22 protein-coding genes and 1 tRNA gene are annotated in these 21711 nt (G+C 62.7%); 8 read left to right on the top strand and 15 right to left on the bottom strand.

Translation table 11 applies throughout. The features are described from left to right. Positions 1 to 24: 24 nt before the first annotated feature. From PYR64_RS06385 to PYR64_RS06370, 4 genes are all read right to left on the bottom strand, one after another. The gene (locus PYR64_RS06385) at positions 25 to 1113 is read right to left on the bottom strand and encodes an AAA family ATPase (RefSeq protein WP_275778965.1); all 1089 of its coding nucleotides are present in this window, start codon (positions 1111 to 1113) and stop codon (positions 25 to 27) included. Positions 1114 to 1203: 90 nt separating this feature from the next. Then, on the bottom strand, positions 1204 to 1548 hold the full coding sequence (locus PYR64_RS06380) for a hypothetical protein (RefSeq protein WP_262278132.1): 345 nt from the start codon (positions 1546 to 1548) through the stop codon (positions 1204 to 1206). Further along, positions 1545 to 1826, bottom strand: a complete 282-nt coding sequence (locus PYR64_RS06375) for a hypothetical protein (protein ID WP_275778962.1) — start codon at positions 1824 to 1826, stop codon at positions 1545 to 1547. The genes PYR64_RS06380 and PYR64_RS06375 overlap by 4 nt, the downstream gene beginning before the upstream one ends. A gap of 329 nt (positions 1827 to 2155) precedes the next feature. Then, positions 2156 to 2368 (bottom strand): helix-turn-helix domain-containing protein, encoded by a 213-nt coding sequence (locus PYR64_RS06370; RefSeq protein ID WP_275778961.1) that lies wholly within the window; start codon positions 2366 to 2368, stop codon positions 2156 to 2158. Positions 2369 to 2504: 136 nt separating this feature from the next. On the opposite strand from PYR64_RS06370, the gene PYR64_RS06365 reads away from it, so the two are divergent. Further along, positions 2505 to 3188, top strand: coding sequence for a hypothetical protein (locus PYR64_RS06365; RefSeq protein ID WP_275778960.1), 684 nt, complete (start codon positions 2505 to 2507; stop codon positions 3186 to 3188). After that, positions 3181 to 4425 (top strand): tyrosine-type recombinase/integrase, encoded by a 1245-nt coding sequence (locus PYR64_RS06360; protein ID WP_275778959.1) that lies wholly within the window; start codon positions 3181 to 3183, stop codon positions 4423 to 4425. Before PYR64_RS06365 ends, PYR64_RS06360 begins: the two co-directional genes overlap by 8 nt. Before the next feature lie 62 nt (positions 4426 to 4487). Here the strand turns inward: PYR64_RS06360 and PYR64_RS06355 are convergent. The 10 genes from PYR64_RS06355 to PYR64_RS06310 form a co-directional block, all read right to left on the bottom strand. Next, positions 4488 to 4561: transfer RNA gene (locus PYR64_RS06355), tRNA-Pro, on the bottom strand. A 141-nt stretch (positions 4562 to 4702) separates the two neighbouring features. Beyond that, complete coding sequence (gene der, locus PYR64_RS06350) at positions 4703 to 6253, bottom strand: ribosome biogenesis GTPase Der (protein WP_039240711.1); 1551 nt, start codon at positions 6251 to 6253, stop codon at positions 4703 to 4705. Between the two features lie 10 nt (positions 6254 to 6263). Then, on the bottom strand, positions 6264 to 6998 hold the full coding sequence (locus tag PYR64_RS06345) for a lysophospholipid acyltransferase family protein (protein WP_275778957.1): 735 nt from the start codon (positions 6996 to 6998) through the stop codon (positions 6264 to 6266). Continuing rightward, positions 6988 to 7701: a (d)CMP kinase gene (gene cmk, locus PYR64_RS06340; protein WP_039240700.1), complete on the bottom strand. Its 714-nt coding sequence runs from the start codon at positions 7699 to 7701 to the stop codon at positions 6988 to 6990. The genes PYR64_RS06345 and cmk overlap by 11 nt, the downstream gene beginning before the upstream one ends. Then, positions 7701 to 8807: a prephenate dehydrogenase gene (locus PYR64_RS06335; RefSeq protein WP_039240699.1), complete on the bottom strand. Its 1107-nt coding sequence runs from the start codon at positions 8805 to 8807 to the stop codon at positions 7701 to 7703. The genes cmk and PYR64_RS06335 overlap by 1 nt, the downstream gene beginning before the upstream one ends. Positions 8808 to 8810: 3 nt before the next feature. Next, complete coding sequence (locus PYR64_RS06330; protein WP_039240696.1) at positions 8811 to 10025, bottom strand: pseudouridine synthase; 1215 nt, start codon at positions 10023 to 10025, stop codon at positions 8811 to 8813. A 152-nt stretch (positions 10026 to 10177) separates the two neighbouring features. Then, complete coding sequence (locus tag PYR64_RS06325) at positions 10178 to 10834, bottom strand: SMC-Scp complex subunit ScpB (protein WP_018779253.1); 657 nt, start codon at positions 10832 to 10834, stop codon at positions 10178 to 10180. Continuing rightward, complete coding sequence (locus PYR64_RS06320; RefSeq protein WP_227453703.1) at positions 10827 to 11678, bottom strand: ScpA family protein; 852 nt, start codon at positions 11676 to 11678, stop codon at positions 10827 to 10829. The genes PYR64_RS06325 and PYR64_RS06320 overlap by 8 nt, the downstream gene beginning before the upstream one ends. 39 nt (positions 11679 to 11717) lie before the next feature. Next, positions 11718 to 12617 carry an AAA family ATPase gene (locus tag PYR64_RS06315; protein ID WP_018779251.1) on the bottom strand — a complete coding sequence of 300 codons (900 nt, stop codon included), beginning with the start codon at positions 12615 to 12617 and terminating at the stop codon, positions 11718 to 11720. Positions 12618 to 12871: 254 nt separating this feature from the next. Next, positions 12872 to 14218 (bottom strand): cation:dicarboxylase symporter family transporter, encoded by a 1347-nt coding sequence (locus PYR64_RS06310; protein ID WP_275778952.1) that lies wholly within the window; start codon positions 14216 to 14218, stop codon positions 12872 to 12874. 138 nt (positions 14219 to 14356) lie between these two features. On the opposite strand from PYR64_RS06310, the gene PYR64_RS06305 reads away from it, so the two are divergent. From PYR64_RS06305 to PYR64_RS06280, 6 genes are all read left to right on the top strand, one after another. Beyond that, positions 14357 to 16003, top strand: coding sequence for a sensor histidine kinase (locus PYR64_RS06305; RefSeq protein WP_039240744.1), 1647 nt, complete (start codon positions 14357 to 14359; stop codon positions 16001 to 16003). Next, positions 16000 to 16713 carry a response regulator gene (locus PYR64_RS06300; protein ID WP_018779248.1) on the top strand — a complete coding sequence of 238 codons (714 nt, stop codon included), beginning with the start codon at positions 16000 to 16002 and terminating at the stop codon, positions 16711 to 16713. Before PYR64_RS06305 ends, PYR64_RS06300 begins: the two co-directional genes overlap by 4 nt. A gap of 73 nt (positions 16714 to 16786) precedes the next feature. Further along, positions 16787 to 17428: a GntR family transcriptional regulator gene (locus tag PYR64_RS06295; RefSeq protein WP_026267373.1), complete on the top strand. Its 642-nt coding sequence runs from the start codon at positions 16787 to 16789 to the stop codon at positions 17426 to 17428. Between the two features lie 22 nt (positions 17429 to 17450). Next, positions 17451 to 18971 (top strand): MmgE/PrpD family protein, encoded by a 1521-nt coding sequence (locus PYR64_RS06290; protein WP_039240691.1) that lies wholly within the window; start codon positions 17451 to 17453, stop codon positions 18969 to 18971. Continuing rightward, positions 18972 to 19877 carry a methylisocitrate lyase gene (gene prpB, locus PYR64_RS06285; RefSeq protein WP_064723236.1) on the top strand — a complete coding sequence of 302 codons (906 nt, stop codon included), beginning with the start codon at positions 18972 to 18974 and terminating at the stop codon, positions 19875 to 19877. Between the two features lie 77 nt (positions 19878 to 19954). Then, positions 19955 to 21094: a bifunctional 2-methylcitrate synthase/citrate synthase gene (locus PYR64_RS06280; protein ID WP_018779244.1), complete on the top strand. Its 1140-nt coding sequence runs from the start codon at positions 19955 to 19957 to the stop codon at positions 21092 to 21094. 78 nt (positions 21095 to 21172) lie between these two features. Here the strand turns inward: PYR64_RS06280 and PYR64_RS06275 are convergent, their stop codons facing one another. Beyond that, complete coding sequence (locus tag PYR64_RS06275; protein ID WP_275778948.1) at positions 21173 to 21670, bottom strand: NUDIX domain-containing protein; 498 nt, start codon at positions 21668 to 21670, stop codon at positions 21173 to 21175. Positions 21671 to 21711: the final 41 nt, after the last annotated feature.

Genomic DNA, 21711 nt, shown 5'->3' with positions numbered 1-21711 from the left:
CTCTCTTCTTAAGAGGGGATACACTCACACTGCTTTTAGCTCTGGTTGTGTATCCCGCTGGTTTGGGATCCGGTGGAGTGTGGAGTTGCGTGGGCCTGGGTAGGTTTCGAGTTGGCCCGTGTTTACGAGTTCTTGGATTGCCGTGCGTTTGGCGTCTTGTTTCCCTCGAACTACCGTGTCGAGGGCGCGGAAGCTGAGTGCTTCTGGTGAGTCGCGCACTGCTTGGAGGATGTCCTCGCTGAGCTTGGCGTGCTTGTCCGGGGCGCCAACGTCTGCAAAGTCTCTGGGTGGCATGAGGGCGTATTTGATGCGTCCGCGGTCCTGTGAGTCTATGAGTGCAACAGCGACTTCTTGGGTGCGGTCGCTTTTCCGCCATTCGCCGCCGTAGGGGCGCACGAGTCCTGGGCGGTCTTTGCCGATGCGGATGGCGAGTTTGCCGGCCATGCCAACGCCGATGGGTGCGATGACTTCAACTGAGTATGAGGCGCCGGTCAGGTAGCTCATCTTGGCTTGCGCGCCGATGGCGAAGCGTCCCCGGCCTTCGGCTGATTTGGTGACGTGGTCGATGAGGACCACGGCGGCGCCAGTGCGTTGGGCGATTTGGCGGGGTACGTTGCGACCCCATGCGCTGACCTCGTCGTTGTCCATGGATCCGACGCCGTAGACGGAGAATGCTTCGGTTACGCCGTCGATTACTGCGAGTGAGTATCGGGTTTGCATGAGTTGTTCCCATGCTTGTCGTTCCTGGGCCAGTGCGAGGGGGTTGCATTCGGGTCGGATGTAGTGGAGGTTGCCGCTGATTTGTTCCGGGGTGGCGCCGAGCATGAGTATGCGGGTGACGACGGTTGCTTGGTCGGATTCGAAGTCGATGAACAGTACGCGTCTGCCGGCTGCGAGCTCTTCCGCGGTCACGGCGTGCATGAGCAGTGACTTTCCTGATTCGGATTCGCCGTGGACCCCGTTTACTTTGCCGGGGTAAAGCAATGCCACGCCGTCTGTGCGTTTCATGTAGGTGGGTGGCTGCACCTTGTATGAGCCGTTGAGCACGGCTGTGAGGTCGATGGGCGACCATGATGTCGCTTCGTTGAGCGCTGGTGGTTCTTGTGCGGTCAAGGTTGGGTCCTTGGGGTGAGTTGGCCGAGTGCTTGGGGTGCGGGCCAGCCGGCGCTCATCTCGGCTGGCCCGCGGTCGGTGCGGGTTTAGTTAGGCGGCTTTCGCCACCGCTGGCTTGGGTGGGTTCTGGAAGTGGTCCATGAAGAGGGCTTCCCACTCCCCAGCGATGTCATTGGAGTCCGCAGTGATGATCAGGTGGAAGTCCGGGCGCATCATCGCGTGAGGATCCGGGAACCGTTCATGCCCGCCGTATTCGCGGGGAAACCGGAATGGGCGGTAGCTGTGGACCAGGAGTTCCACAACGGCGCCGCGGGGCAGGTTGGAGACATCCCATGCGTGGATTCGGTCGAGTTCGGACGGGTCGTAGGTGATGGATCCGCGGGTGCTGCGGTCGAATTTCGCAACATCGATGGTGATCTTCCGGGATATGGTCATGCGGCCACCTCGCTCGGGGTCGGGAGTGCGCCCATGTTGGTCAGCACGCCGGTGAGTTGACGGTGCAGCTCTATGGCTTGGGCTAAGGGGAGGTCGGTGACGCTCTTGCCGTCGTAGGCCCAGACGGTGAAGCCGGTGAAGTCCCAGGAAGCCCATGAGTCGTCGAAATCCGAGCCGAGCCAGCATGGCTCGGTTGAGTTGACATCCAGTTGGTAGCCCTCGGGAGCGGCTTTGAAGTTTTCGGCGTTGATAGCGGCGGGGGTGGTGGTTGGGTTCATGGTTGAGAGACCGTTTCTTGCGGGGCGGCTGGTTAGGCTCGCCGGGGTTTGGGTTTGATCGCCTTCTGGAGTTCATCCCAGGCGGCAAGAGGCATTTCTGCCGTGGTTGTGGCGTCAGGCCACGTGCGTTCCACTTGTGTTCGAAGAACGGTTTTGAGGATGTTCTTCGACCGGTGGAGCGTTAGCAGGACTTGGGCGTAGCGGGACGGGCCGATGTCCTTTCTGCATATGTGCAGGTTTTTGGGTGTCTGGTGTGCGCGGGATTCCGCAAGGTACTGCATCCACTGCTCGGCTCGCTGATCTGTGCTGCCGACGATGGTGCGGGGCACCTATGCTGCCTGCTTGGGAATGGAGCCGGCTGCGAGCATGTCCCTAACAACTCGCGTGCTGATCAGGATCCGCTTGCCAAGTCTGATGGCCGGAATATCACCGCGCTTCACTGCTTCGTAGGCTTGCCTTCGCCCGATGCCCAATATCTGGGCGACCTCTTCCACTCCTGCGGTCGGCTTAGCGAGGACCGCCTCTGCTTCCTGTGTGTACATGTAGCCTCCGATAGCGACTGTTTCAAAAAAGCGTCACTGTTTCGTTTCCGCTTAGTTCCCATGTTGACCCATGATTTCCCGTCGTGTCAAGATGGGACGGTAATGCGATTTTGAAACACTCAAGAGGGAGCGCAGCTTGTCCGAATACTTAGCAGCAGCCGGGGCTGAGAAGGTCTTAGCCGAGAAGATCGAAACCCTGAGGCTTGAGCACGGGTGGTCCTACGGCGACCTCTCGGAGCTCATGGAGCGTGCGGGCTGCCCGATCGAGCGGAGCTCCATACAGAAGATCATCAAGGGAAACCCTCCACGAAAAATCACCGTCAACGAGCTTGTCGCTTTTGCCTCAGTGTTCAAGATCAGCGTTGAGAGGCTCCTGCAACCTGACTTGAGCCCCGCCGATCGCATCCGAGAGGAACATGAAATTGTCCTGGAACGCGTCAAGGACCTAATGGAGTACCTAGGAAACCTGTACGGACTCGCCGCGAATGCGAGAGAGTCTCTCGGCTCAAACCCAGAACTCTGGGGAGCCCTGGAAGACGTGGAGAATCCACGTCCGAGTAATCCGAGCGACTACCCCACATGGCTTGCTGGACGCATCACTCGAATGCAACCCACGGGCGACCCCCGAAGTTATGACGGGCTGGGAGATAACGAACTCGGAACCCCATTCCCAGCCGAAACACCTGAGGATGCACGCGCTCTCATGGCCATTCCCCGCGCGGTGATAAATCAGTCAGTTGGAGTATGGGGCGGCAACGGGGACCAAGGCGCTTGGGAACCGGTGTCCGAAGTCAACGGAAAGGAATCAGCAAATGGCTAATGATGTCTATCGACGCTGCGGCTGCCGGGATGAGAACAAGAAGCAGTATGGCGCTAAATGCCCGCAGCTCGCGAAGGATCCGAAGCATGGCTCGTGGGGCTTCTACGTTGCTGCCGGGGTGGATCCGGCGACAGGTAAGCGCCGGCAGGTCAGGCAGGCTGGGTTCGCCACGCAGAAAGCAGCCCGTGAAGCCCGGAACAAAGCAGCCCGTGACCTCGACCAAGGGACCTTTGTAAAGCGGAACACCGAAAGGTACGGTGACTACCTCGACGGATGGCTCGAAAGGCACCGGGACACCGGCAAGGGTATCCGGGCAACCACCTACGACAACTACGCAAGGTACATTCGCAACGACATCAAGGGTTCAGAGCTGGGCCGAATGATGCTCTCGGACATTCGCCGGTACCACCTCAACGACTTCCTGCAAAGCCTCTCAGCAGCGGGCAGGGGCGCCGTGACGGTGCGGCGTATAGCCGCGGTGCTCCAAGCGTCACTCCGCGCTGCGGCCAGGTCACAGCGGATCGACACCAACCCCGCCACGGAACTCGAGTTGCCCAAAGTAGAGAAGAAGCGCATTCAGGCATGGCAGCCCGAGCAGGTTGGGCACTTCCTCGATGTCGCTTCCCATCACAGGCTGGGTGCCTTGTTCGAGCTCGCGACCTTCACAGGCCTGCGGCGCGGTGAACTGGTGGGTTTGCGGTGGATTGACGTTGACCTCTCGCGCCGGCAATTGAGCATCCGCAACAACCGCGTCCAGGCGGATGGGCGGGTCCTAGACAATGACACAAAGACCGATGACAGTTACGCGACCATCGACCTCAGCGAACGGGCCATAGGTGCACTGGTGGCTTGGAAGATCCAGCAAGACCAGGAACGCGAGGCAGGTCAGGAAGCCTACTCCCCCAGCGGGTATGTGTTCACGATGGAGGATGGACGCCCGCTAAAGCCTCAGTACGCTACCAGGCTGTTCGAAAAGCTCAGGACGGAGGCCGGGCTCCCGAAGCTCACCTTCCACGGCCAGAGGCACGAATACGCCTCTCTGCTGATTTCCTCGGGCGAGGATATTGCGATCGTGCAAAAGCTTCTTAGGCACTCATCCATCACGATCACGTCCGACATCTATGGGCACCTTGTTGGCTCTGCGGCGTCGAACGCAGCAGAGAAAGCAGCGGCTTTGGTCCCTGTGAAATCAGGCGGTGCACACACACTGCACACACACCCCTCGATTCCGGTCTGAGGGCAAAAGAAAAACCGCCCCACCACCGGGATACTTCCCAGTGATAGAGCGGTTTTTGCTAGTCGGGCTGACAGGATTTGAACCTGCGACCCCTTGACCCCCAGTCAAGTGCGCTACCAAGCTGCGCTACAGCCCGCTGGTTCCACCGTTCTCCGCCTAAGTTTTCCTCCGAAGAGTCCCACCTAAGCAGTCCGGCCGAACCACCTCCAAAAGCTTACACGAAGTTGGAGGTCGGAGACGCCATCACAGCCAAAGTGGGCTGTGATGCGCGTCTCACTTAGCGCTTCTTACCGCGCTTTTCGCGTACGCGCATGTTGACCTCGATGGGCGTGCCCTCGAAGCCGAACGTTTCGCGCAGGCGGCGGGTGATGAAGCGACGGTATCCCGGGTCCAGGAAGCCGGTGGTGAAGAGCACGAACTTCGGCGGACGGCTGGAAGCCTGGGTACCGAAGAGAATGCGGGGCTGCTTTCCACCACGGACCGGGTGCGGGTGGGCTGCGACGAGTTCACCCAGGAACGCGTTGAGGCGTCCGGTGGGGATACGGCGGTCCCAGCTCTCCAGGGCGATGTCCAAGGCAGGAACCAATCGGTCCTTGTGCCAGCCGGTCTTGGCTGAGATGTTGACGCGGGGAGCCCATTCAACGTGGGCCAGGTCCTGCTCGATCTCACGCTCAAGGTAGCGGCGGCGCTCGTCATCCAACAGGTCCCACTTGTTGAACGCAAGCACCAGGGCGCGGCCGGATTCGATGGCCAGCTGAAGGATGCGGACGTCCTGCTCGCTGAGGACCTCGTCCACGGCTAGAAGCACGACGGCGACCTCCGCCTTTTCGAGCGCGGCCTGCGTACGCAGGGATGCGTAGAAGTCTGCACCCTGTGCCATGTGCTGGCGGCGACGGATACCGGCGGTGTCCACGAATCGCCAGGTGCGGTCACCCAGCTCGATGAACTCGTCAACGGGATCGCGCGTGGTGCCGGCCAGCGGATCCACCACTACGCGCTCGGAACCTGCGAGCTTGTTCAGCAGCGAGGACTTGCCAACGTTCGGGCGTCCGATCAGGGCGATACGTCGCGGGCCGCCGGAGCGCTCCACTCCTTCGACCAGGGAGTACTCGGGAAGGGTGTCCATGACGTGGTCAAGGAGGTCGGCAACACCGCGTCCGTGCAGCGCGGAGACGGGGTACGGCTGACCGAAGCCCAGTCCCCACAGTGCTGCGGAATCGGCTTCCTGCGCAAAGTCGTCCACCTTGTTGGCCACCATGATGACCGGCTTCTTGCTCTTGCGGAGCATCTTCATGACGCCCTCATCCGTGGCTGTCGCGCCAACGGCGGAGTCCACCACGAAGAGAACTGCGTCAGCGAGCTCCACTGCCATCTCGGCCTGCTCGGCTACGCGGGCATGGATGCCCTTGGCGTCATGCTCCCAGCCACCGGTGTCCACCAGGGTGAAGTTGCGGCCGTTCCAGCGGGCCGAGTACATGACGCGGTCGCGGGTGACGCCGGGGGTATCTTCGACAACTGCCTCGCGGCGGCCCAGGATGCGGTTGACCAACGTGGACTTGCCGACGTTCGGACGGCCGATGATGGCCAGGACGGGGTCCAGCTTGAGGGGACCTTCGTCTCCTTCATCGCCGTACTCGCCACTGAGCAGCGCAGCATCTTCTTCATCGAGTTCGTAATCGTCCAGGCCTGCCCGGAGGGTGGCTGCGCGCAGCTCGGCCTCGTCGTCGTCCAGGGCAGCCAGGTTTTCAGCCACCTGGTCGGTGCCGGTGGGCGTGTATTCGTCGTCGCCGGCTCCGTGGAGGCCGGATTTTTGAGTCGTATCGCTCATTGCACTTTCCTTAGTGGTGGTCTGCCGGCGTCCCGGCTACTTCTGATGGGCGGTGCTGCAGAAGGGCTACCCCGGGCACAGGCTCCGTAGGCAGGCCCTGGCCCGTGGCCAGGATGGCATCCTGGACGTGTCCGGCAAGGGCTTCACGGATCTCCGCAGCTGCCCTGTCCATTGAAACACGCCCCGGTTCGCCCTTCCGGCGCTTCACCGTGATGGGTTCGCCGAAGCTCACATGGAGCTTGCGGCGTGGTTTGGGGATATGGTCGCGGTGCTCGTCACCCTGGCGGGTTCCGAGGATGGCGACCGGAATTACTGTTGCTCCGGAATTGATGGCGAGCCACGCAACCCCGTTGCTGATGTTTTCTGCGGCGCCGCTCCCCCGGGTTCCTTCAGGAAGAATCCCGACGCAGCGGCCGTCGTCGAGCAGTTGCTTGCCGATGTGCAGCGCCGTGCGGTCGCCGGTCCGGTCCACTGGAATCTGCCCGGAGCCCCTGAGGACCTTGCCCAGGAATCCTTTGAACATCTCTTTCTTGACCAGGATGTGCATGGGACGCGGCGAAGCGCCGAACATCACCGGTCCGTCCAGAAAGCTGATGTGGTTGGCGGCGAAAACCACCGGGCCGGCAGCGGGCACGTTGGTCTTGCCCGATACCTCGGTCCGGTAGAGGACGTGGTCCAGGAACCAACCCACAGGCCGGCTCCAGAGGCGCGTCCACGCTGCCGGGAGTTGATTGCTAGTCGCCATAGATGACCTTGCTGACGATTGCCAGGGCGGTGTCGACGGTTTCCTCGAAGTTGAGGTCGGAAGAATCTAGCGTCACAACGCCGTCGGCAGCCTGGGTGAAGTTCACCACCGTGGAGTCCTTGGCATCGCGCTGGATTACCTGGGCCGCAAGCTGCTCTTTGCTCTGCGTGCCACCCAACTGGATTCCACGACGCCGGAGCCTGGCTTCCTCACTGGCGGTCAGGAGCATACGGACCTCGGCATTGGGGACGACGACAGTGGTTATGTCCCGCCCTTCCACCACCATGCGGTGGTGGTGCTGGTCGATCAGCTCTCGCTGCCGGCGGATCAATTCGGTGCGTGCGCCGAGGGTTGTCGCCACGGCACTGACAGAGGACGAAATCAGGGGTTCCCGGATCTCATCGGTGATGTCGGTGCCGTCAACGGCCACATATTCCTTGGCAGTACTGGTGCTGACTTCCAAGGGCATGGTTTTGGAGGCATGTTCCACGGCGGCGCCGTCCTGCAGGTCCACTCCGGTTTTGAGGCAGTACCAGGTCAAGGCACGGTACATCGCACCCGTATCCAGGTAAGCCAGCTTCAAGCGGCGGGCCACTTCCTTGCTGACGCTCGATTTTCCGGAACCCGAAGGGCCGTCGATCGCAATCACCAAGGGCTTGCCGGGGCGGGCGACCGTCTCGGGGCCAAAGAATTCACGTGTCATTACTGGAGTACCCGCCATCCACGGTCGGTCAAAGCTTCAACAAGGAGGTCATGCTTGCTGGGAAGCACGGAGAGCTCCACCATGCCCACGTTCTGCCCGGACGAATGGTCGAGCCGAAGGTCTTCAAGGTTCACGCCGATTTCACCGATCTCGGTCAGGAGACGTGCGATCTGGCCTGGCTTGTCGTCCACCAGGATGGTGAGCCACGAGTAGGCCTGCGGTGGTCCGCCGTGTTTGCCTGGAATCCTTGCCTGGCCGGCGTTGCCTTCGCTGATCAGTTGGGCGAGGTCGAGCCTGGCGCCCGGCGCGGACGGTGCTTCCAACGTGCCGATCAGCCGGTTCAGGTCCTCCCGCACACCGTGCAGGATGGACACCACCTTGTCTGCGTTGCCTCCCAGGATCTGCACCCAGAGGGTTGGATCACTGGCGGCAATCCGGGTGGTGTCCCGGAGCCCGTTCCCGGCCAGGGAGAGGGCATGCAGTGGCGTACCCTGCAAGCGGCTGGCCAGCAGGGACGACATGATCTGCGGCAGATGCGACACCAAGGCAACGGCTTCATCGTGCTCGTCCGCGGTGAACTGGGAGACAATCGCCCCAAGATCTCCGGCGAGCGAACGCGCTACCTGGACGGCCGCTGCCGAGGTCTCCTCGGAAGGGCAAACGACCCACGGCATGGACGTGAAGAGTTCCCCCCTTGCTGCAACGGGACCGGACTTCTCGCGCCCGGCCATGGGGTGTGTCCCCACGTACCGGGAGAGATCAACTCCGCGTTCGCGCAGCTGCGCCAGGATGGTTGCCTTTACGCTCGCGATGTCGACGACGACGGCGGACGGGTAGTCCCCCAGCGCTTTTTGCACGACGTCGGCCGTCACGTCAGGCGGGGCAGCAACGACTACCAGTTGGGGTACTTCATCCAGCTCAGACAAAGGCCGGCCTGCACCGATGTCCACCGCAACCGCCTGGTTGGTGGGCGAAGGATCGAAAAGAAAGACCGGGACCCCGCGTCCGCGCAGCCCGAGGCCAATGCTGGCCCCCAGCAGGCCTGTACCGAGAACGACGACCGGGCCATCAAGATGGCCCCGGCCGTGCGTACCGAATGCCGACATGCCCTAGAGCCCCACAGATGCCAGGAGGTGTCCGACTTCCTGCCTGCCGAGGTTGCGGATGCTGCCCTGGCGCTGGTCACCCAGGCCGATGGGACCAACCTTGACGCGGACAAGCCGTTCTACCGGGAAGCCGACGGCGTCGAACATGCGGCGCACAATGCGGTTCTTACCGGAGTGGAGGACAACCTCGATCAGGACGTGGCCCGGAGTGGAGTCCACCAGCCGGAAGGAGTCCACTGCTGCTACGCCGTCTTCAAGCTCAACGCCGCTCTTCAGCTTGGCGCCGACTCCTTGCGGGAAGGGGCCACGCACCTGGACCAGGTACGTCTTGGGTACCTCGTAGGAAGGGTGGGTCAGACGGTTGGCGAGCTCGCCGTCGTTCGTCAGCAGAAGCAGTCCTTCGGTGGCGACGTCGAGGCGTCCTACGTGGAACAGGCGTTCGCCCTTGTTCTTGCTGTTCTTGAGGAAGTCGCTGATGCAGGGGCGGCCCTCGGGGTCTTCCATGGTGGAGACAACGCCCTTGGGCTTGTTGAACACCATGTAGACGAGGGTCTCGTCCAGCTGGATACGGATACCGTCCACGTGGATGACTGCCGTTGCAGGGTCCACGCGCATTCCGAGCTCGGTGGTGACCACGCCGTCTACTTCAACGCGGCCTTCGAGGATCATTTCCTCACAGACACGGCGGGAAGCAACTCCGGCTTGGGCCATGACCTTCTGCAGGCGTACGCCGTCGGCATCGTGAAGGTCCGACTGCGGGACCTCTTGGCGGGGCCCGCGGTTGCGGCCCGGCTTGCGCACGGGGCCAAGGTTCTGGCCGAACCGTTCGCTGCCGAAGGCCTTGGAACCGTATTGCCGGGCCGGCTTGGCCTTGGGCTTCAAAGCGCCGGGCGTGCCGGGTGCCTTGCCGAAGCCGGGCTTGTTGGAGCCGGGCTTGCGGAACGGCTTGGCAGGCCTTGCAGCCTGGCCGCGGTCGTAGTCGCCGGCCGTTGTGGGGTTGTCGGGATCGAAGGGTGCCGCTTCGCGCGGCTTCGAAGCCTTGAAGGGGCGACCCTCGCCCTGGGTGAAGTTGCGCTTTCCAGCGCCGGCGCTTCCGCCGCGGCCGGAGAAGCCGCCGGCGTTGGAGCGGCCAGTGCCGCCTCCCTTGGCCTCATTGCGTCCGGAGCTGTTGCGCCCCGAACCGTTACGTGGTGAACTCTGGCGTCCCGCCTGTGTCATGACCCGTCCTTGTGTAGTAATGGCCGGCATTGTGTGCTGCAATCAACACTAGCCAGCCGGGCAGACATCGTCTGCCCCTTGTCGCTGTGCACCTATATAAGGTGCCGAAATTCAGTATGAAGTTGTGTCGCACAGCCTGTTGAAGCCCGCGGCTACATCCGGCTTGCGTCGTAGTATTCGTCGATCCCTTCCAAACCCGGAAGGTGCGGCGAGAGCTGTGGCAATTCGGCCACCGATCCAATGCCCATCCGTTCCAGGAAGTACGAGGTTGTCCGATACAGGACAGCCCCGGATTCGGGATCCGTTCCGGAGTCCTCGATCAAGCCCCTCTGTGTAAGGGTCCTGACCACGGAATCGACGTTAACGCCGCGAATGGCGGACACCCGGGCCCTGGAGACCGGTTGCCTGTAAGCAATAACCGCCAGGGTTTCAAGTGCTGCCTGAGTAAGCCTGGTGGTCTGCCCCTCGAGGACGAACCTTCCCACGATGTCGGCGAAATCCGACCGTGAATAGATCCGCCACCCTCCAGCGACGTTCCGCAATTCAAAACCCCGGGGTGCAGTGCTGGCAACGGCAAAGCCGACAGCATCCACGTCCGGGGCTTTAACAGTATAGCCGCTATACTCCCGCCGCAGGTCCTCCAGCAAATCCTCGACGACGGCGACCGTTACGTTGAGTCCGGCGGCCAGCTCTTCTGAGGTTGCCGGCTGGTCGATGACCATGAGCACGGCCTCCAGCGCAGCGCGGGCTCCGCCGGGCAAAGCCTCCAGCTCCGCAAGCCCATCCTGGACCGCTTCTTGTTCACTCATTGATACCTGCCTCGTATTCTTCACTCAGCCTTGAGCTGTCCCATTCGGCGTCGTCGCCGGTCCACCGCACCGTCAGCTCTGCCAGCGGCTCCGGCTGTTCGAACGCGATCACGCGATCCCGGAACATCTCCAGCAACGCCAGGAACCGGGCCACCACCACCAAGGTGGTTTCGGCATCGGCAATCAGCGTCTGGAAGGACAGCGGGGCACCCAGCTTCAGGCGATGGCCGATGATCGCCGCCTGCTCCTTGACGCTCACCGGCGGGGCGTGAAGGTGGCCCAAACCCACCTCTTCCGGAGTCGAGTCCTTGGGCTTGAGCGCTTTGGCCGCCAGTTCACCGAATTGTTCAGGGGTGTGCCGCCACACGAGTTCCGGAAGCAGCGCGGCGAAGTGAGCCTCAAGAGCCACTTGGCGCGGGTACCGCATGGCTTCCTGCTCCAGCGTTTCACCCATGATTCCGGCGATTTGCTTGAAGGCCTTGTACTGCAGCAAACGGGCGAACAAGAGGTCCCTTGCCTCCAGCAAGGCAATGTCCTCGGCATCCTCCACTTCTCCTGCGGGCAGGAGGCGGGCGGCCTTGAGGTCAAGCAGGGTTGCTGCGATCACCAGGAATTCGCTGGCTTCGTCCAATGCCCAGTCCTCCCCCAGTTCCTGGAGGCGGCGGATGTACTTGATGAACTCATCGGTGACGGTAGCCAAGGCCACTTCGGTGATGTCCAGCTTGTGCTTGGAAATCAGTCCCAGCAGGAGGTCGAAGGGGCCGGTGAAGTTGGCCAGCCGGACCTCAAAGCCCGCTTTGGGAGCTGCGGAGGTATCGGCGTCGGGTGCTTCCCGTTCGGCGATCGCTTCCGATGCCGGGGCGAGTGACGGTGCCACCGTCGGTTACGGCGCGCCGCCGCGCGAAATCAGTTCCTTGGCAAGGCGGCGGTAGGCGTCGGCACCGATGTGGTTGCCGGCGTAGCTGGTGATGGGCTCCGCCGCCACCGTGGCGTCGGCGAATTTGATGGAGCGCTTGATGACGGTCTCGAAGACTTTGTCTCCGAAGGCTTCCACCAGGCGGGAGATGACTTCACGGCTGTGCAGGGTCCGGGCGTCGTACATCGTGGCCAGGACGCCGTCAACCTGCAGGCGCGGGTTGAGGCGGTCCTGGACTTTCTCGATGGTCTCCACAAGCAGGGCCACGGCGCGCAGGGCGAAGAATTCGCAGATCAAAGGGATGATGACGCCGTGGGCTGCCGTGAGCGCGTTGACGGTCAGAAGACCCAACGAGGGCTGGCAGTCAATGAGCACGACGTCGTAGTCGTCTTCGACGTTCTTGAGGGCGCGGTCAAGGACCTGTTCCCGGGCTACCTCATTGACGAGCTGCACTTCAGCAGCAGAGAGGTCAATGTTGGCAGGAAGGAGATCCACGCCCTCCACCCCGGTCTGCTGGATGGCGTCACGGATATTGACCTTGCGGTCCATCAGGACGTTGTAGACAGTGAGGTCGAGTTCATGCGGATTGGCGCCCAGGCCCGCCGACAAAGCGCCCTGGGGGTCAAAGTCCACCAACAGGACCCGCCGGCCGTACTCTGCGAGCGCTGCTGCAAGGTTGATGGTGGACGTCGTTTTACCGACCCCACCCTTCTGATTGACCATGGCGATGACTCGCGCCGGCCCGTGGGAGGCAAGGGGTGCGGGTTCCGGGAATTCGCGGTAAGGGCGGCCGGTAGGCCCCATGACGGCGTCTTCCAGATCGAGCTCGGTGCCTTCCAGCGTAGCTGTTCCCCGTTCGATGCTCACGTATCTAACCACTCTTTCGACGACGATCTTCCCTGCCGCTGTACCCCCGGCTGCAGCGCTACTACCCCCTTAGGCTACATGTCCCGACACGGTAATCCGGGGAACTTGACTTTGTCCGTTGTTTGAGCCTTGACCCTCTAGTTGAGGTCGAAGGTTGGGATCCGGGAGCCTGCCCGGGAATTGGAAAACGCCGAAGGCCGGCACCTGGATGGTGCCGGCCTTCGGCGTTGCTGTTCTGTTCCGGGACTTGGCTGTTAGACGACAGCCTTGCCGCGGGTTTCGGCTTCGGCGACAACCACGTCTTCTTCGCCATGGGCCATCATCGTCTGCTCGTCGAAGGGCTCGCTTCCGGAGAGGACCCGCTCGACCTGGCCGTTGTCGATTTCCTTGACCCAGGTACCGATGAGGACGGTGGCCACAGCGTTGCCGGTGAAGTTGGTCAGAGCGCGGGCCTCCGACATGAAGCGGTCGATGCCAACGATCATGCCTACCCCGCCCAGGAGTTCGGGCTTGTGCGCCTGGAGACCGGCCGCCAGGGTCGCCAGTCCGGCACCCGTTACGCCTGCGGCTCCCTTGGAGGCAATGATCATGAAGACCAGCAGCGAGATCTGCGCACCGAGGTCAAGCGGCGTACCCATGGCGTTGGCCACGAAGAGGGAGGCCATGGTCAAGTAGATGGCCGTGCCGTCCAGGTTGAAGGAGTAGCCCGTGGGAACGGTGACGCCAACGACCGGCTTGGAAACACCCAGGTGTTCCATCTTGGCGATGAGGCGGGGAAGAGCCGCTTCGGAGGACGACGTGGAGAAGATCAACAGGTATTCGCGGGCCAGGTACTTCATGAGGCGGAAGATGTTCACACCGGCCACGGCGCGGAGCAACGTACCGAGGATCACCACAATGAACAGGGCGCAGGTGATGTAGAAGGCCAGCATCAGGGTGAACATGCTCAGGATGGCCTGGGCACCCGTCGCACCGACGACGGCGGCAATCGCACCGAATGCACCTACCGGGGCCAGCCACATGATCATGATGAGGATGCGGAACACGAGTCGCTGACCGTGGCCGATGGCATTGAGGACGGGCTGGCCTTGCTTGCCCATCTTCTGCAGCGCGAAGCCGACCAGGATTGCAGCAAGCAGGGTGGGCAGGACGGGGATGTCGCCCGGAATGATGCCGAGGAGGAAGTCAACGGTGCTGTCCGTCGCCGCCTTCTTGTTGGGATCGTACGGCGTCAGCTTGAGTCCCTCACCCGGGTGGATGAGGTTGCCGACCACCAGGCCGATGGCGAGCGCGAACGTCGACATCGCCACGAAGTACCCCAAAGCGAGCCCGCCGACCTTGCCGACGGTTGCGGCCTTGGCGATGGAGCCGATGCCAAGGACAATGGTGCAGAAGATCACGGGGGCGATCATCATCTTGATGAGTTTGATGAAGCCATCACCCAGCGGTTTGAGTGACTTTCCGACCTCAGGGAACATCAGGCCGACGACAGCGCCAAGCACTACGGCCAGGATGACCGCGATGTACAGGTAGTGCGACTTGTCGAGCCCCTTGCGTCCACTTTTGGCAGCTACTGCCGACTCTCCTCGTTGAGAGGTCATGGGATTCTCCTTCTGGATACTGTGTAAGGCGCTGCGGTCCTGCACTGATGTCCAATCCGCTGCCCTTGTGTGATATCCATCATTGAGCCGCTGGTGACATACATCACCGTTGCGGTCATATTGGTCATGGAGGTCCATGTGTTTCACAGCTGGAGCATTGCCCGGCGGTTGTTTGTTGCGAACTTGCTGTTCGTCCTGGTGATGACGGCGGTCTTCGGGACCTTTTCGGTGCTGGAAGCCAGGGACCGGGCCTATGACAACGCCGGCGGGCGGATGCTTGCCCTATCCACGTCGATTGCCAACAATCCCCTGGTGCTGGAGGCGGCCGCCACTGCCAACCCATCAGAGACGCTCCAGCCGTATGCCCTGAAGGTCATGCACGATGCCGATGCGGACTTCATTACGATCATGGCTCCGGACCGGACGCGGTGGACCCACCCCCGGGCCGAAGAGCTGGGCAAGCCTTACATCGGGACGATCGAGCCAGCCCTGCGCGGAGAGACCTTCACTGAAGTCACTGCGGGAACGCTGGGGCCTTCGGTCCGTACCATTGCACCGGTCAGGGCACCGGACGGATCCATCAAGGCTTTGGTTGCCGCAGGGGTCACGGTCCGCACGGTGGACACCGACGTCGCCGAGCGGTTGGGCGTCATTGGCAGCATTGCCTTGGTGGTGCTGGCGTTCGGGTCTTTTGCTGCCTGGCTGTTGGGCCGCTACCTCCGCTCGGTCACCCGCGGTTGGGGGCCGGAACAGCTGGCACAGCTCTTCGCCTACTACGAATCGGTCCTGCACTCAGTACGCGAGGGCCTGATTCTCATCGACACCCATGGCAAGGCCGTGATGTACAACGACCAGGCAGCCGAACTCCTGGGTTTGGAGCCTTCCGACGCCGACAGGTCACCAACGGCGGCGCCAAAGCTGGCGGAGCTGCCGATCGACGGTAGCCTGCGGGCACTGTTCGAATCCGGCAGGGCCGCCCATGACGAAATCCACCTCACCGGCTCCCGCATCCTGGTGATCAACCAGGCTCCGGCGGTCGGACCGGTTCCCGCGCGCAGCCGCCAGAAACCGGCGGTGTATGGGACAGTGGCCACCATCAGGGACCGCACGGAAATCGAATCCCTGGGCACGGAGCTGCAGACCATGAAAACCCTCTCCGATGCTCTGCGCGCCCAGACCCACGAACACGCCAACCGCCTCCACATGATCGTCTCCTTGCTGGAACTGGGCCGGACACCGCAGGCCCTGGACTTCGCCACCAAGGACCTGGAACTCAGCCAACAACTCACCGATGACATGGTGGCCTCGGTGGATGAACCCGTCATGAGCGCCCTGGTGATGGGCAAGGCCGCCGAAGCTCATGAGCGCGGCGTGGAACTGATTGTCCGGACATCAGGCAGTGGAGGTGTCCGGGGGCTGGAAATCCAGGACCTCGTCACCATCCTGGGTAACCTGCTGGACAATGCGATCGATGCCGCGGCAGCCGGGGATTTCCCCCGCCAAGTGGAAATGGACGTGGACGCCGGTCCTGCCGCTGTCGAATTCACCGTGCGCGATTCGGGCGCCGGCATCGACCCTGAATCGATCGACGACGTCCTGCAGTACGGATTCAGCACCAAGTCGTCGGAGGGAAACTCCCGTGGAGCGCACGGCCGGGGCGTGGGTCTTGCCCTGGTGCGGCAGGCCGTCCAGCGGCTGAACGGTACGATGACCATCAGCAATCCCGGCGGTGCACAGTTCCATGTTGTGCTGCCTTCGCCGGTTCCCGAGGAAGAGAAGGCATGACAGACATCCGCGTCCTGGTTGTAGAGGACGAGCCGATCGCCTCGGATGCCCACTCCGTCTACATCGGCCGCCTGGACGGATTCACCCTGGTGGGAACAGCGCCAGACGGACAATCGGCCCTGCGCATCCTGGGTGAGTTCGCAGCATCAGGCTCCCCCGTGGATCTGGTCCTGCTGGACATGAACCTCCCGGACCTGCATGGGCTGGATGTCGCCCGCCGCATGCGCTCAGCAGGTGTCTTCGCCGACATCATCGCCATCACGGCCGTCCGTGAACTGAACATTGTCCGCAGTGCCGTATCCATCGGCGTCGTGCAGTACCTCATTAAACCGTTCACGTACGCCACCTTCGCGGACAAGCTGCGCAGTTATCGGACATTCCGCGAACAGTTGGCGGGTTCACTGTCCGGGATTTCCAAAGCCGGCGCGTCACAGAGCGACGTTGACCAGGCGTTCGCGAGCCTCCGTGCCCCGACGGAACTGCCGCTGCCCAAGGGTCTGTCCGGGTCCACGCTCGAAGCGGTCAAGGAACTGGTGCGGGGGCGCGAGGATCCCATTTCCGCGAGTGAAGTCATGGACGCGCTGGGCATGTCCAGGGTGACCGCCCGCAGGTATCTGGAGTACTTGGCCGACGCCGGAACGGTCACCCGGGCACCGCGGTACGGTACTCCTGGCCGACCGGAGAACGAGTATGGCTGGAACCGCAATTGAATGAATGTATACAAAGCATCGCTCTATAGCCCCAATGCTGGCGTAGCTCATCCTCAATGTATACACTGAGGTCATGCGCGCCAGTGATCGGGCTTACAGGGCCCTCCGGGAAGACATTCTCGAGTGGCGCCTCCGCCCCGGCACCGTCCTCGCTGAGGTCGAGCAGTCCGAACGCCTTGGGGTCTCGCGCACTCCCGTCAGGGAAGCGCTGGGGCGACTCACCGCGGAAGGTCTGACGACGGCGGCGGGCGGCCGCGGCGTCGTCGTCACCGATATCTCGCTGGACAGCATCGACGAACTGTTCGAACTGCGCGAAACCCTGGAAGTGAGGGCCGCTTCCCTCGCCGCGCAACGCGGCGAACCCGGAGTGTTCGCGGAACTGCACGCAGAACTGCTGCTGGCTCCCACGCTGCTGGGCGACGACGATCCCGCCAGGCACGAGTACTACGCCCTGGTGAGCCGTTTGGACGAAGCCATCGACGCCGCGATCTCCAATGTGTACATGGCCAACGCCATGCGAAGCCTCCGCGTCCACCTTGCCCGCGTCCGCCGCCTGGCCGCCGACGATACCGCCAGGCTCCAAGCAGCGGCCGCCGAACATGCCGCCATTGCCGAAGCAATCGCCGTCGCCAACCCGCGCCTGGCCGAAGCCGCCACGATGGTCCACCTGCACCGCAGTCTCACCCACCTCAAAGCCGCTCATTCAGCCGGCTGAACGTCCCACCAGAAGGAGCACCATGGTCAAGTCCAACCACGTCCGTGTTTACAAGTCCGAGGAGAACCTTCCCCGGGAGGAGCAACTGGCGCACAAGATCGCCGTGGTCGCCGCCGACCCCGTCGAGGTCACCCCGGAGGTCACCGACATGGTGATTAACCGCATCATCGACAACGCTTCCGTTGCCATCGCCTCGCTGAACCGGGCACCGATCGTCGCAGCCCGTGCACAGGCCCTGACCCACGGCCCCTCCGCCAACGGCAAGGGTGCCCACGTCTTCGGCATCACTGAGCAGGTCTCTCCGGAGTGGGCTGCCTGGGCCAACGGCGTAGCCGTGCGTGAACTCGATTACCACGACACGTTCCTGGCCGCCGACTACAGCCACCCGGGCGACAACATCCCGCCGATCCTGGCCGTTGCCCAGCACGTTGGCTCCAACGGCGCTGACTTGGTCCGTGCCATCGCCACCGGCTACGAGATCCAGGTGAACCTCGTCAAGGCCATCTGCCTGCACAAGCACAAGATCGACCACGTCGCCCACCTCGGCCCATCGGCCGCCGCAGGCATCGGCACCTTGCTGGGGCTGGATGTCGAGACGATCTTCCAGTCCGTGGGCCAGGCTCTGCACACCACCACCGCCACGCGTCAGTCCCGCAAGGGCGAAATCTCCACCTGGAAAGCCCACGCCCCGGCCTTCGCAGGCAAGATGGCGATCGAAGCCGTGGACCGCTCCATGCGCGGACAGACGTCACCCGTGCCGATCTACGAAGGCGAAGATGGCGTGATCGCCTGGATGCTCGACGGACCGGACGCCTCCTACGAGGTCCCGCTGCCGCTGCCCGGTGAAGCCAAGCGCGCCATCCTGGACACCTACACAAAGGAACACTCCGCCGAGTACCAGGCCCAGGCCTGGATCGACCTCGCCCGCAAACTGCACCGCGAGCACCCCGAAACCACCGACCCCGCCAACGTGGAATCGGTGCTGATCAAGACCAGCCACCACACGCACTACGTGATCGGCTCCGGCGCGAACGACCCCCAGAAGTACTCCCCCACGGCATCCCGCGAAACCCTGGACCACTCCATCCCGTACATCTTCACCGTCGCCCTGCAGGACGGCGCGTGGCACCACGTGGACTCCTACGCCCCCGAGCGCGCCGCCCGCCCGGACACCGTGGAACTCTGGCACAAGGTAACCACTGTGGAGGACCCGGAATGGACCCGCCGCTACCACTCCCTGGACATCGCGGAAAAAGCCTTCGGCGGCACTGTTGTCATTACACTCACGGATGGGTCGGTTGTCACGGACGAGATCGCCGTAGCCGACGCCCACCCGCTCGGTGCCCGGCCGTTCGCCCGCGAGCAATACATCAACAAGTTCCGCACGCTTGCTGCCGGGCTCGTGGAGGAAGCCGAAATCGAAAGGTTCCTCGCTGCCGTCGAACGCGTCACCGAACTGGGCGAAGGCGAACTGGACCAGCTGAACATCACCGCAGCCCCCGGCGTGATCAACCTCAACAACGCACCCAAGGGACTGTTCTAAATGCTGTACTCCAAAGTCACCCCCGAACAGAAGCGGCTGAAACTCCGGGAACTGCTGGCCTCCGGGACCGTGCAGCAGTTCCCGGGCGCCTTCAACCCGCTCTCGGCCCGGCTCATCGAGGAAAAAGGCTTCGCCGGCGTCTACATCTCCGGCGCAGTCCTCGCCAATGACCTCGGCCTGCCGGACATCGGCCTCACCACCCTCACCGAGGTAGCCACCCGGGCAGGGCAAATCGCCCGCATGACCGATTTGCCGTCGCTGGTGGATGCCGACACCGGCTTCGGCGAGCCCATGAACGTGGCACGCACCATCCAGGAACTCGAAAACGCAGGCCTGGCCGGTTGCCACATTGAGGACCAGTTCAACCCGAAACGCTGTGGACATCTGGACGGCAAGAACGTCGTCGACATCGACACCGCCACCAAACGCATCCGCGCCGCAGCAGACGCCCGCCGGGACCCGAACTTCCTCATCATGGCCCGCACCGACATCCGCGCCGTTGAAGGAATCCAGGCAGCACAGGACCGCGCCAAAGCCCTCGTAGACGCCGGCGCCGACGCAATATTCCCTGAAGCCATGGCCACCCTGGACGAATTCCAAGCCATCCGCGACGCCGTGGACGTTCCGATCCTGGCCAACATGACCGAGTTCGGCAAAAGCGAGCTCTTCACCGTCGACCAGCTCCAAGGGGTGGGCGTCAACATGGTCATTTACCCCGTCACGCTCCTCCGCATTGCCATGGGCGCTGCAGAGCGTACTCTGGAATCGATTAAGGCTGCGGGGACCCAAGAAGCGCAAGTGGAAAACATGCTCACGCGTGCGCGCCTCTACGAACTCGTCGACTACGAGGCATACAACCAATTCGATACCGGCGTTTTCAACTTCCAGGTTCCTGGCGTCCGCTAGGTTCCGGATTCATCAAGGGGAACGCAGGCGTTCCGGATCGACCCGGTGCACCTGCACTATGAACGAAGGAGAGCAGCATGGCAGCTGTTGACATCAAAAAGGGCCTTGCCGGCGTCGTGGTGGACTACACCGCCGTCTCGAAGGTCAACCCGGACACCAACTCGCTCTTGTACCGCGGATACCCGGTCCAGGAACTGGCCGCCAAATGCAGCTTCGAAGAGGTCGCCTATCTGTTGTGGAACGGAGAACTGCCCAACGAGGCACAGTTGGCCGAATTCACCGCCCGCGAGCGCGCGGGCCGCGCGCTGGACCCGGTAGTGAAGCAGGTTATCGATGCCCTGCCCACCACAGCACACCCCATGGATGTGTGCCGCACCGCCGCGTCCGTACTCGGCGCCCGGCACGAGCTGGCCGAGGATTCATCACCCGAAGCCAACATGAAGAAAGCCATCGACCTGTGGGCTGCCATGCCCGCCGTCGTCGCCTACGACCAGCGCCGCCGCCACGGCCAGGAACCCGTGGAACCCCGCGAGGACCTGGACTACTCCGCCAACTTCCTGTGGATGACCTTCGGCGAAGAACAAGTGCCCGAGGTAGTGGAGGCTTTCAACGTCTCGATGATTCTCTACGCAGAGCACTCCTTCAACGCTTCGACGTTTACCGCCCGCGTAGTCACCTCCACGCTCTCGGACCTGCACTCGGCTGTCACCGCAGCCATCGGAGCACTCAAGGGCCCGCTGCACGGCGGCGCCAATGAGGCCGTGATGCACACGTTCGACGAAATCGGCATCCGCAGCGAGGAGTCCCTCGAAGAAGCCGCCTCCCGGGCGAAGACGTGGATGGAAGACGCGCTGGCGCAGAAGAAGAAGGTCATGGGCTTCGGGCACCGCGTCTACAAGCACGGCGACTCCCGCGTGCCCACCATGAAGGCCGCCCTGGACAAGATGATCGCCCACTACGGACGACCCGAGCTCCTCGGTCTTTACAACGGCTTGGAGCAGGCCATGGACGAGGCCAAGGCCATCAAGCCCAACCTTGACTACCCTGCCGGACCCACGTACCACCTCATGGGCTTCGACACCCAAACCTTCACACCGTTGTTCGTCGCCAGCCGCATTACTGGTTGGACCGCGCACATCATGGAGCAGGTGGCTTCGAACTCCCTGATCCGCCCGCTGAGCGAATACAACGGACCCGAAGAGCGCCACGTTCCGTAAGGCTTTTTGGGCGCCAAAAAGCGGTAAGTACGACGTCGGGCCGGTCACCGAAAGGCGACCGGCCCGACGTCGTACTCTTTAGGCCTCAGGTTCCGCCCACTCCACAGTGTGGACCTCAGCGACATTCTCGTTGTCTTCCGCCAGGTCGACACGCACGGCGATGCGCTGACCGGAAATCATGGCGGGCAACCAATGCTCAGCATCTGCCCACATCCGCTCCACCGGAAGCCTGCCAACGGGGAACCACGCCGGAGCGATCTCCTCGCTCTCGGAGGGCTCGCCTTCCCAGGCACGGGTGAGGAAGACCGTGGTGGCCATGTTCCATTCGGGCCTGGCCGGAAAAACGAAGTCTACGGTTCCCGCGGGAATCAGGTCATGCGCATGGACCACCACGTTGATTTCTTCCATAACCTCACGGCAGGCGGCCTCGGATGCAGTCTCCCCCACTTCGACATGGCCGCCAACGCCCACTACTTTTCCCCGGCCAAAGCCGGTCTTCTTGGTGCCGAGAAGTACGTGTTCGCCGTCCGCACCGTCGCGGAGGAGGAAGCACAAAGTCACATGGGCTGCAGTCATGCTGCCTACCTTAACCTGATCTCCCCAGCCGTTGCCGCCAT

The organism is Paenarthrobacter sp. Y-19 (assembly GCF_029223985.1).
GTDB classification, from domain to species: domain Bacteria; phylum Actinomycetota; class Actinomycetes; order Actinomycetales; family Micrococcaceae; genus Arthrobacter; species Arthrobacter nicotinovorans.
The sequence above is the reverse complement of the archived record's forward strand: the minus strand, read 5'-3'. Positions and strand labels throughout refer to the sequence as shown.

Excerpts from the sequence above, each read along its gene's own strand:
- PYR64_RS06370 (WP_275778961.1), bottom strand. The coding sequence starts at position 2,368 with ATGTACACACAGGAAGCAGAGGCGGTCCTCGCTAAGCCGACCGCAGGA.
- der (WP_039240711.1), bottom strand. The coding sequence starts at position 6,253 with ATGAGCGATACGACTCAAAAATCCGGCCTCCACGGAGCCGGCGACGAC.
- PYR64_RS06310 (WP_275778952.1), bottom strand. The coding sequence starts at position 14,218 with ATGACCTCTCAACGAGGAGAGTCGGCAGTAGCTGCCAAAAGTGGACGC.
- prpB (WP_064723236.1), top strand. The coding sequence starts at position 18,972 with ATGCTGTACTCCAAAGTCACCCCCGAACAGAAGCGGCTGAAACTCCGG.
- PYR64_RS06280 (WP_018779244.1), top strand. The coding sequence starts at position 19,955 with ATGGCAGCTGTTGACATCAAAAAGGGCCTTGCCGGCGTCGTGGTGGAC.
- PYR64_RS06325 (WP_018779253.1), bottom strand. The coding sequence starts at position 10,834 with ATGAGTGAACAAGAAGCGGTCCAGGATGGGCTTGCGGAGCTGGAGGCT.
- PYR64_RS06295 (WP_026267373.1), top strand. The coding sequence starts at position 16,787 with ATGCGCGCCAGTGATCGGGCTTACAGGGCCCTCCGGGAAGACATTCTC.
- PYR64_RS06330 (WP_039240696.1), bottom strand. The coding sequence starts at position 10,025 with ATGACACAGGCGGGACGCCAGAGTTCACCACGTAACGGTTCGGGGCGC.
- PYR64_RS06300 (WP_018779248.1), top strand. The coding sequence starts at position 16,000 with ATGACAGACATCCGCGTCCTGGTTGTAGAGGACGAGCCGATCGCCTCG.
- PYR64_RS06335 (WP_039240699.1), bottom strand. The coding sequence starts at position 8,807 with ATGTCGGCATTCGGTACGCACGGCCGGGGCCATCTTGATGGCCCGGTC.
- PYR64_RS06275 (WP_275778948.1), bottom strand. The coding sequence starts at position 21,670 with ATGACTGCAGCCCATGTGACTTTGTGCTTCCTCCTCCGCGACGGTGCG.
- cmk (WP_039240700.1), bottom strand. The coding sequence starts at position 7,701 with ATGACACGTGAATTCTTTGGCCCCGAGACGGTCGCCCGCCCCGGCAAG.
- PYR64_RS06360 (WP_275778959.1), top strand. The coding sequence starts at position 3,181 with ATGGCTAATGATGTCTATCGACGCTGCGGCTGCCGGGATGAGAACAAG.
- PYR64_RS06290 (WP_039240691.1), top strand. The coding sequence starts at position 17,451 with ATGGTCAAGTCCAACCACGTCCGTGTTTACAAGTCCGAGGAGAACCTT.
- PYR64_RS06345 (WP_275778957.1), bottom strand. The coding sequence starts at position 6,998 with ATGGCGACTAGCAATCAACTCCCGGCAGCGTGGACGCGCCTCTGGAGC.
- PYR64_RS06380 (WP_262278132.1), bottom strand. The coding sequence starts at position 1,548 with ATGACCATATCCCGGAAGATCACCATCGATGTTGCGAAATTCGACCGC.
- PYR64_RS06375 (WP_275778962.1), bottom strand. The coding sequence starts at position 1,826 with ATGAACCCAACCACCACCCCCGCCGCTATCAACGCCGAAAACTTCAAA.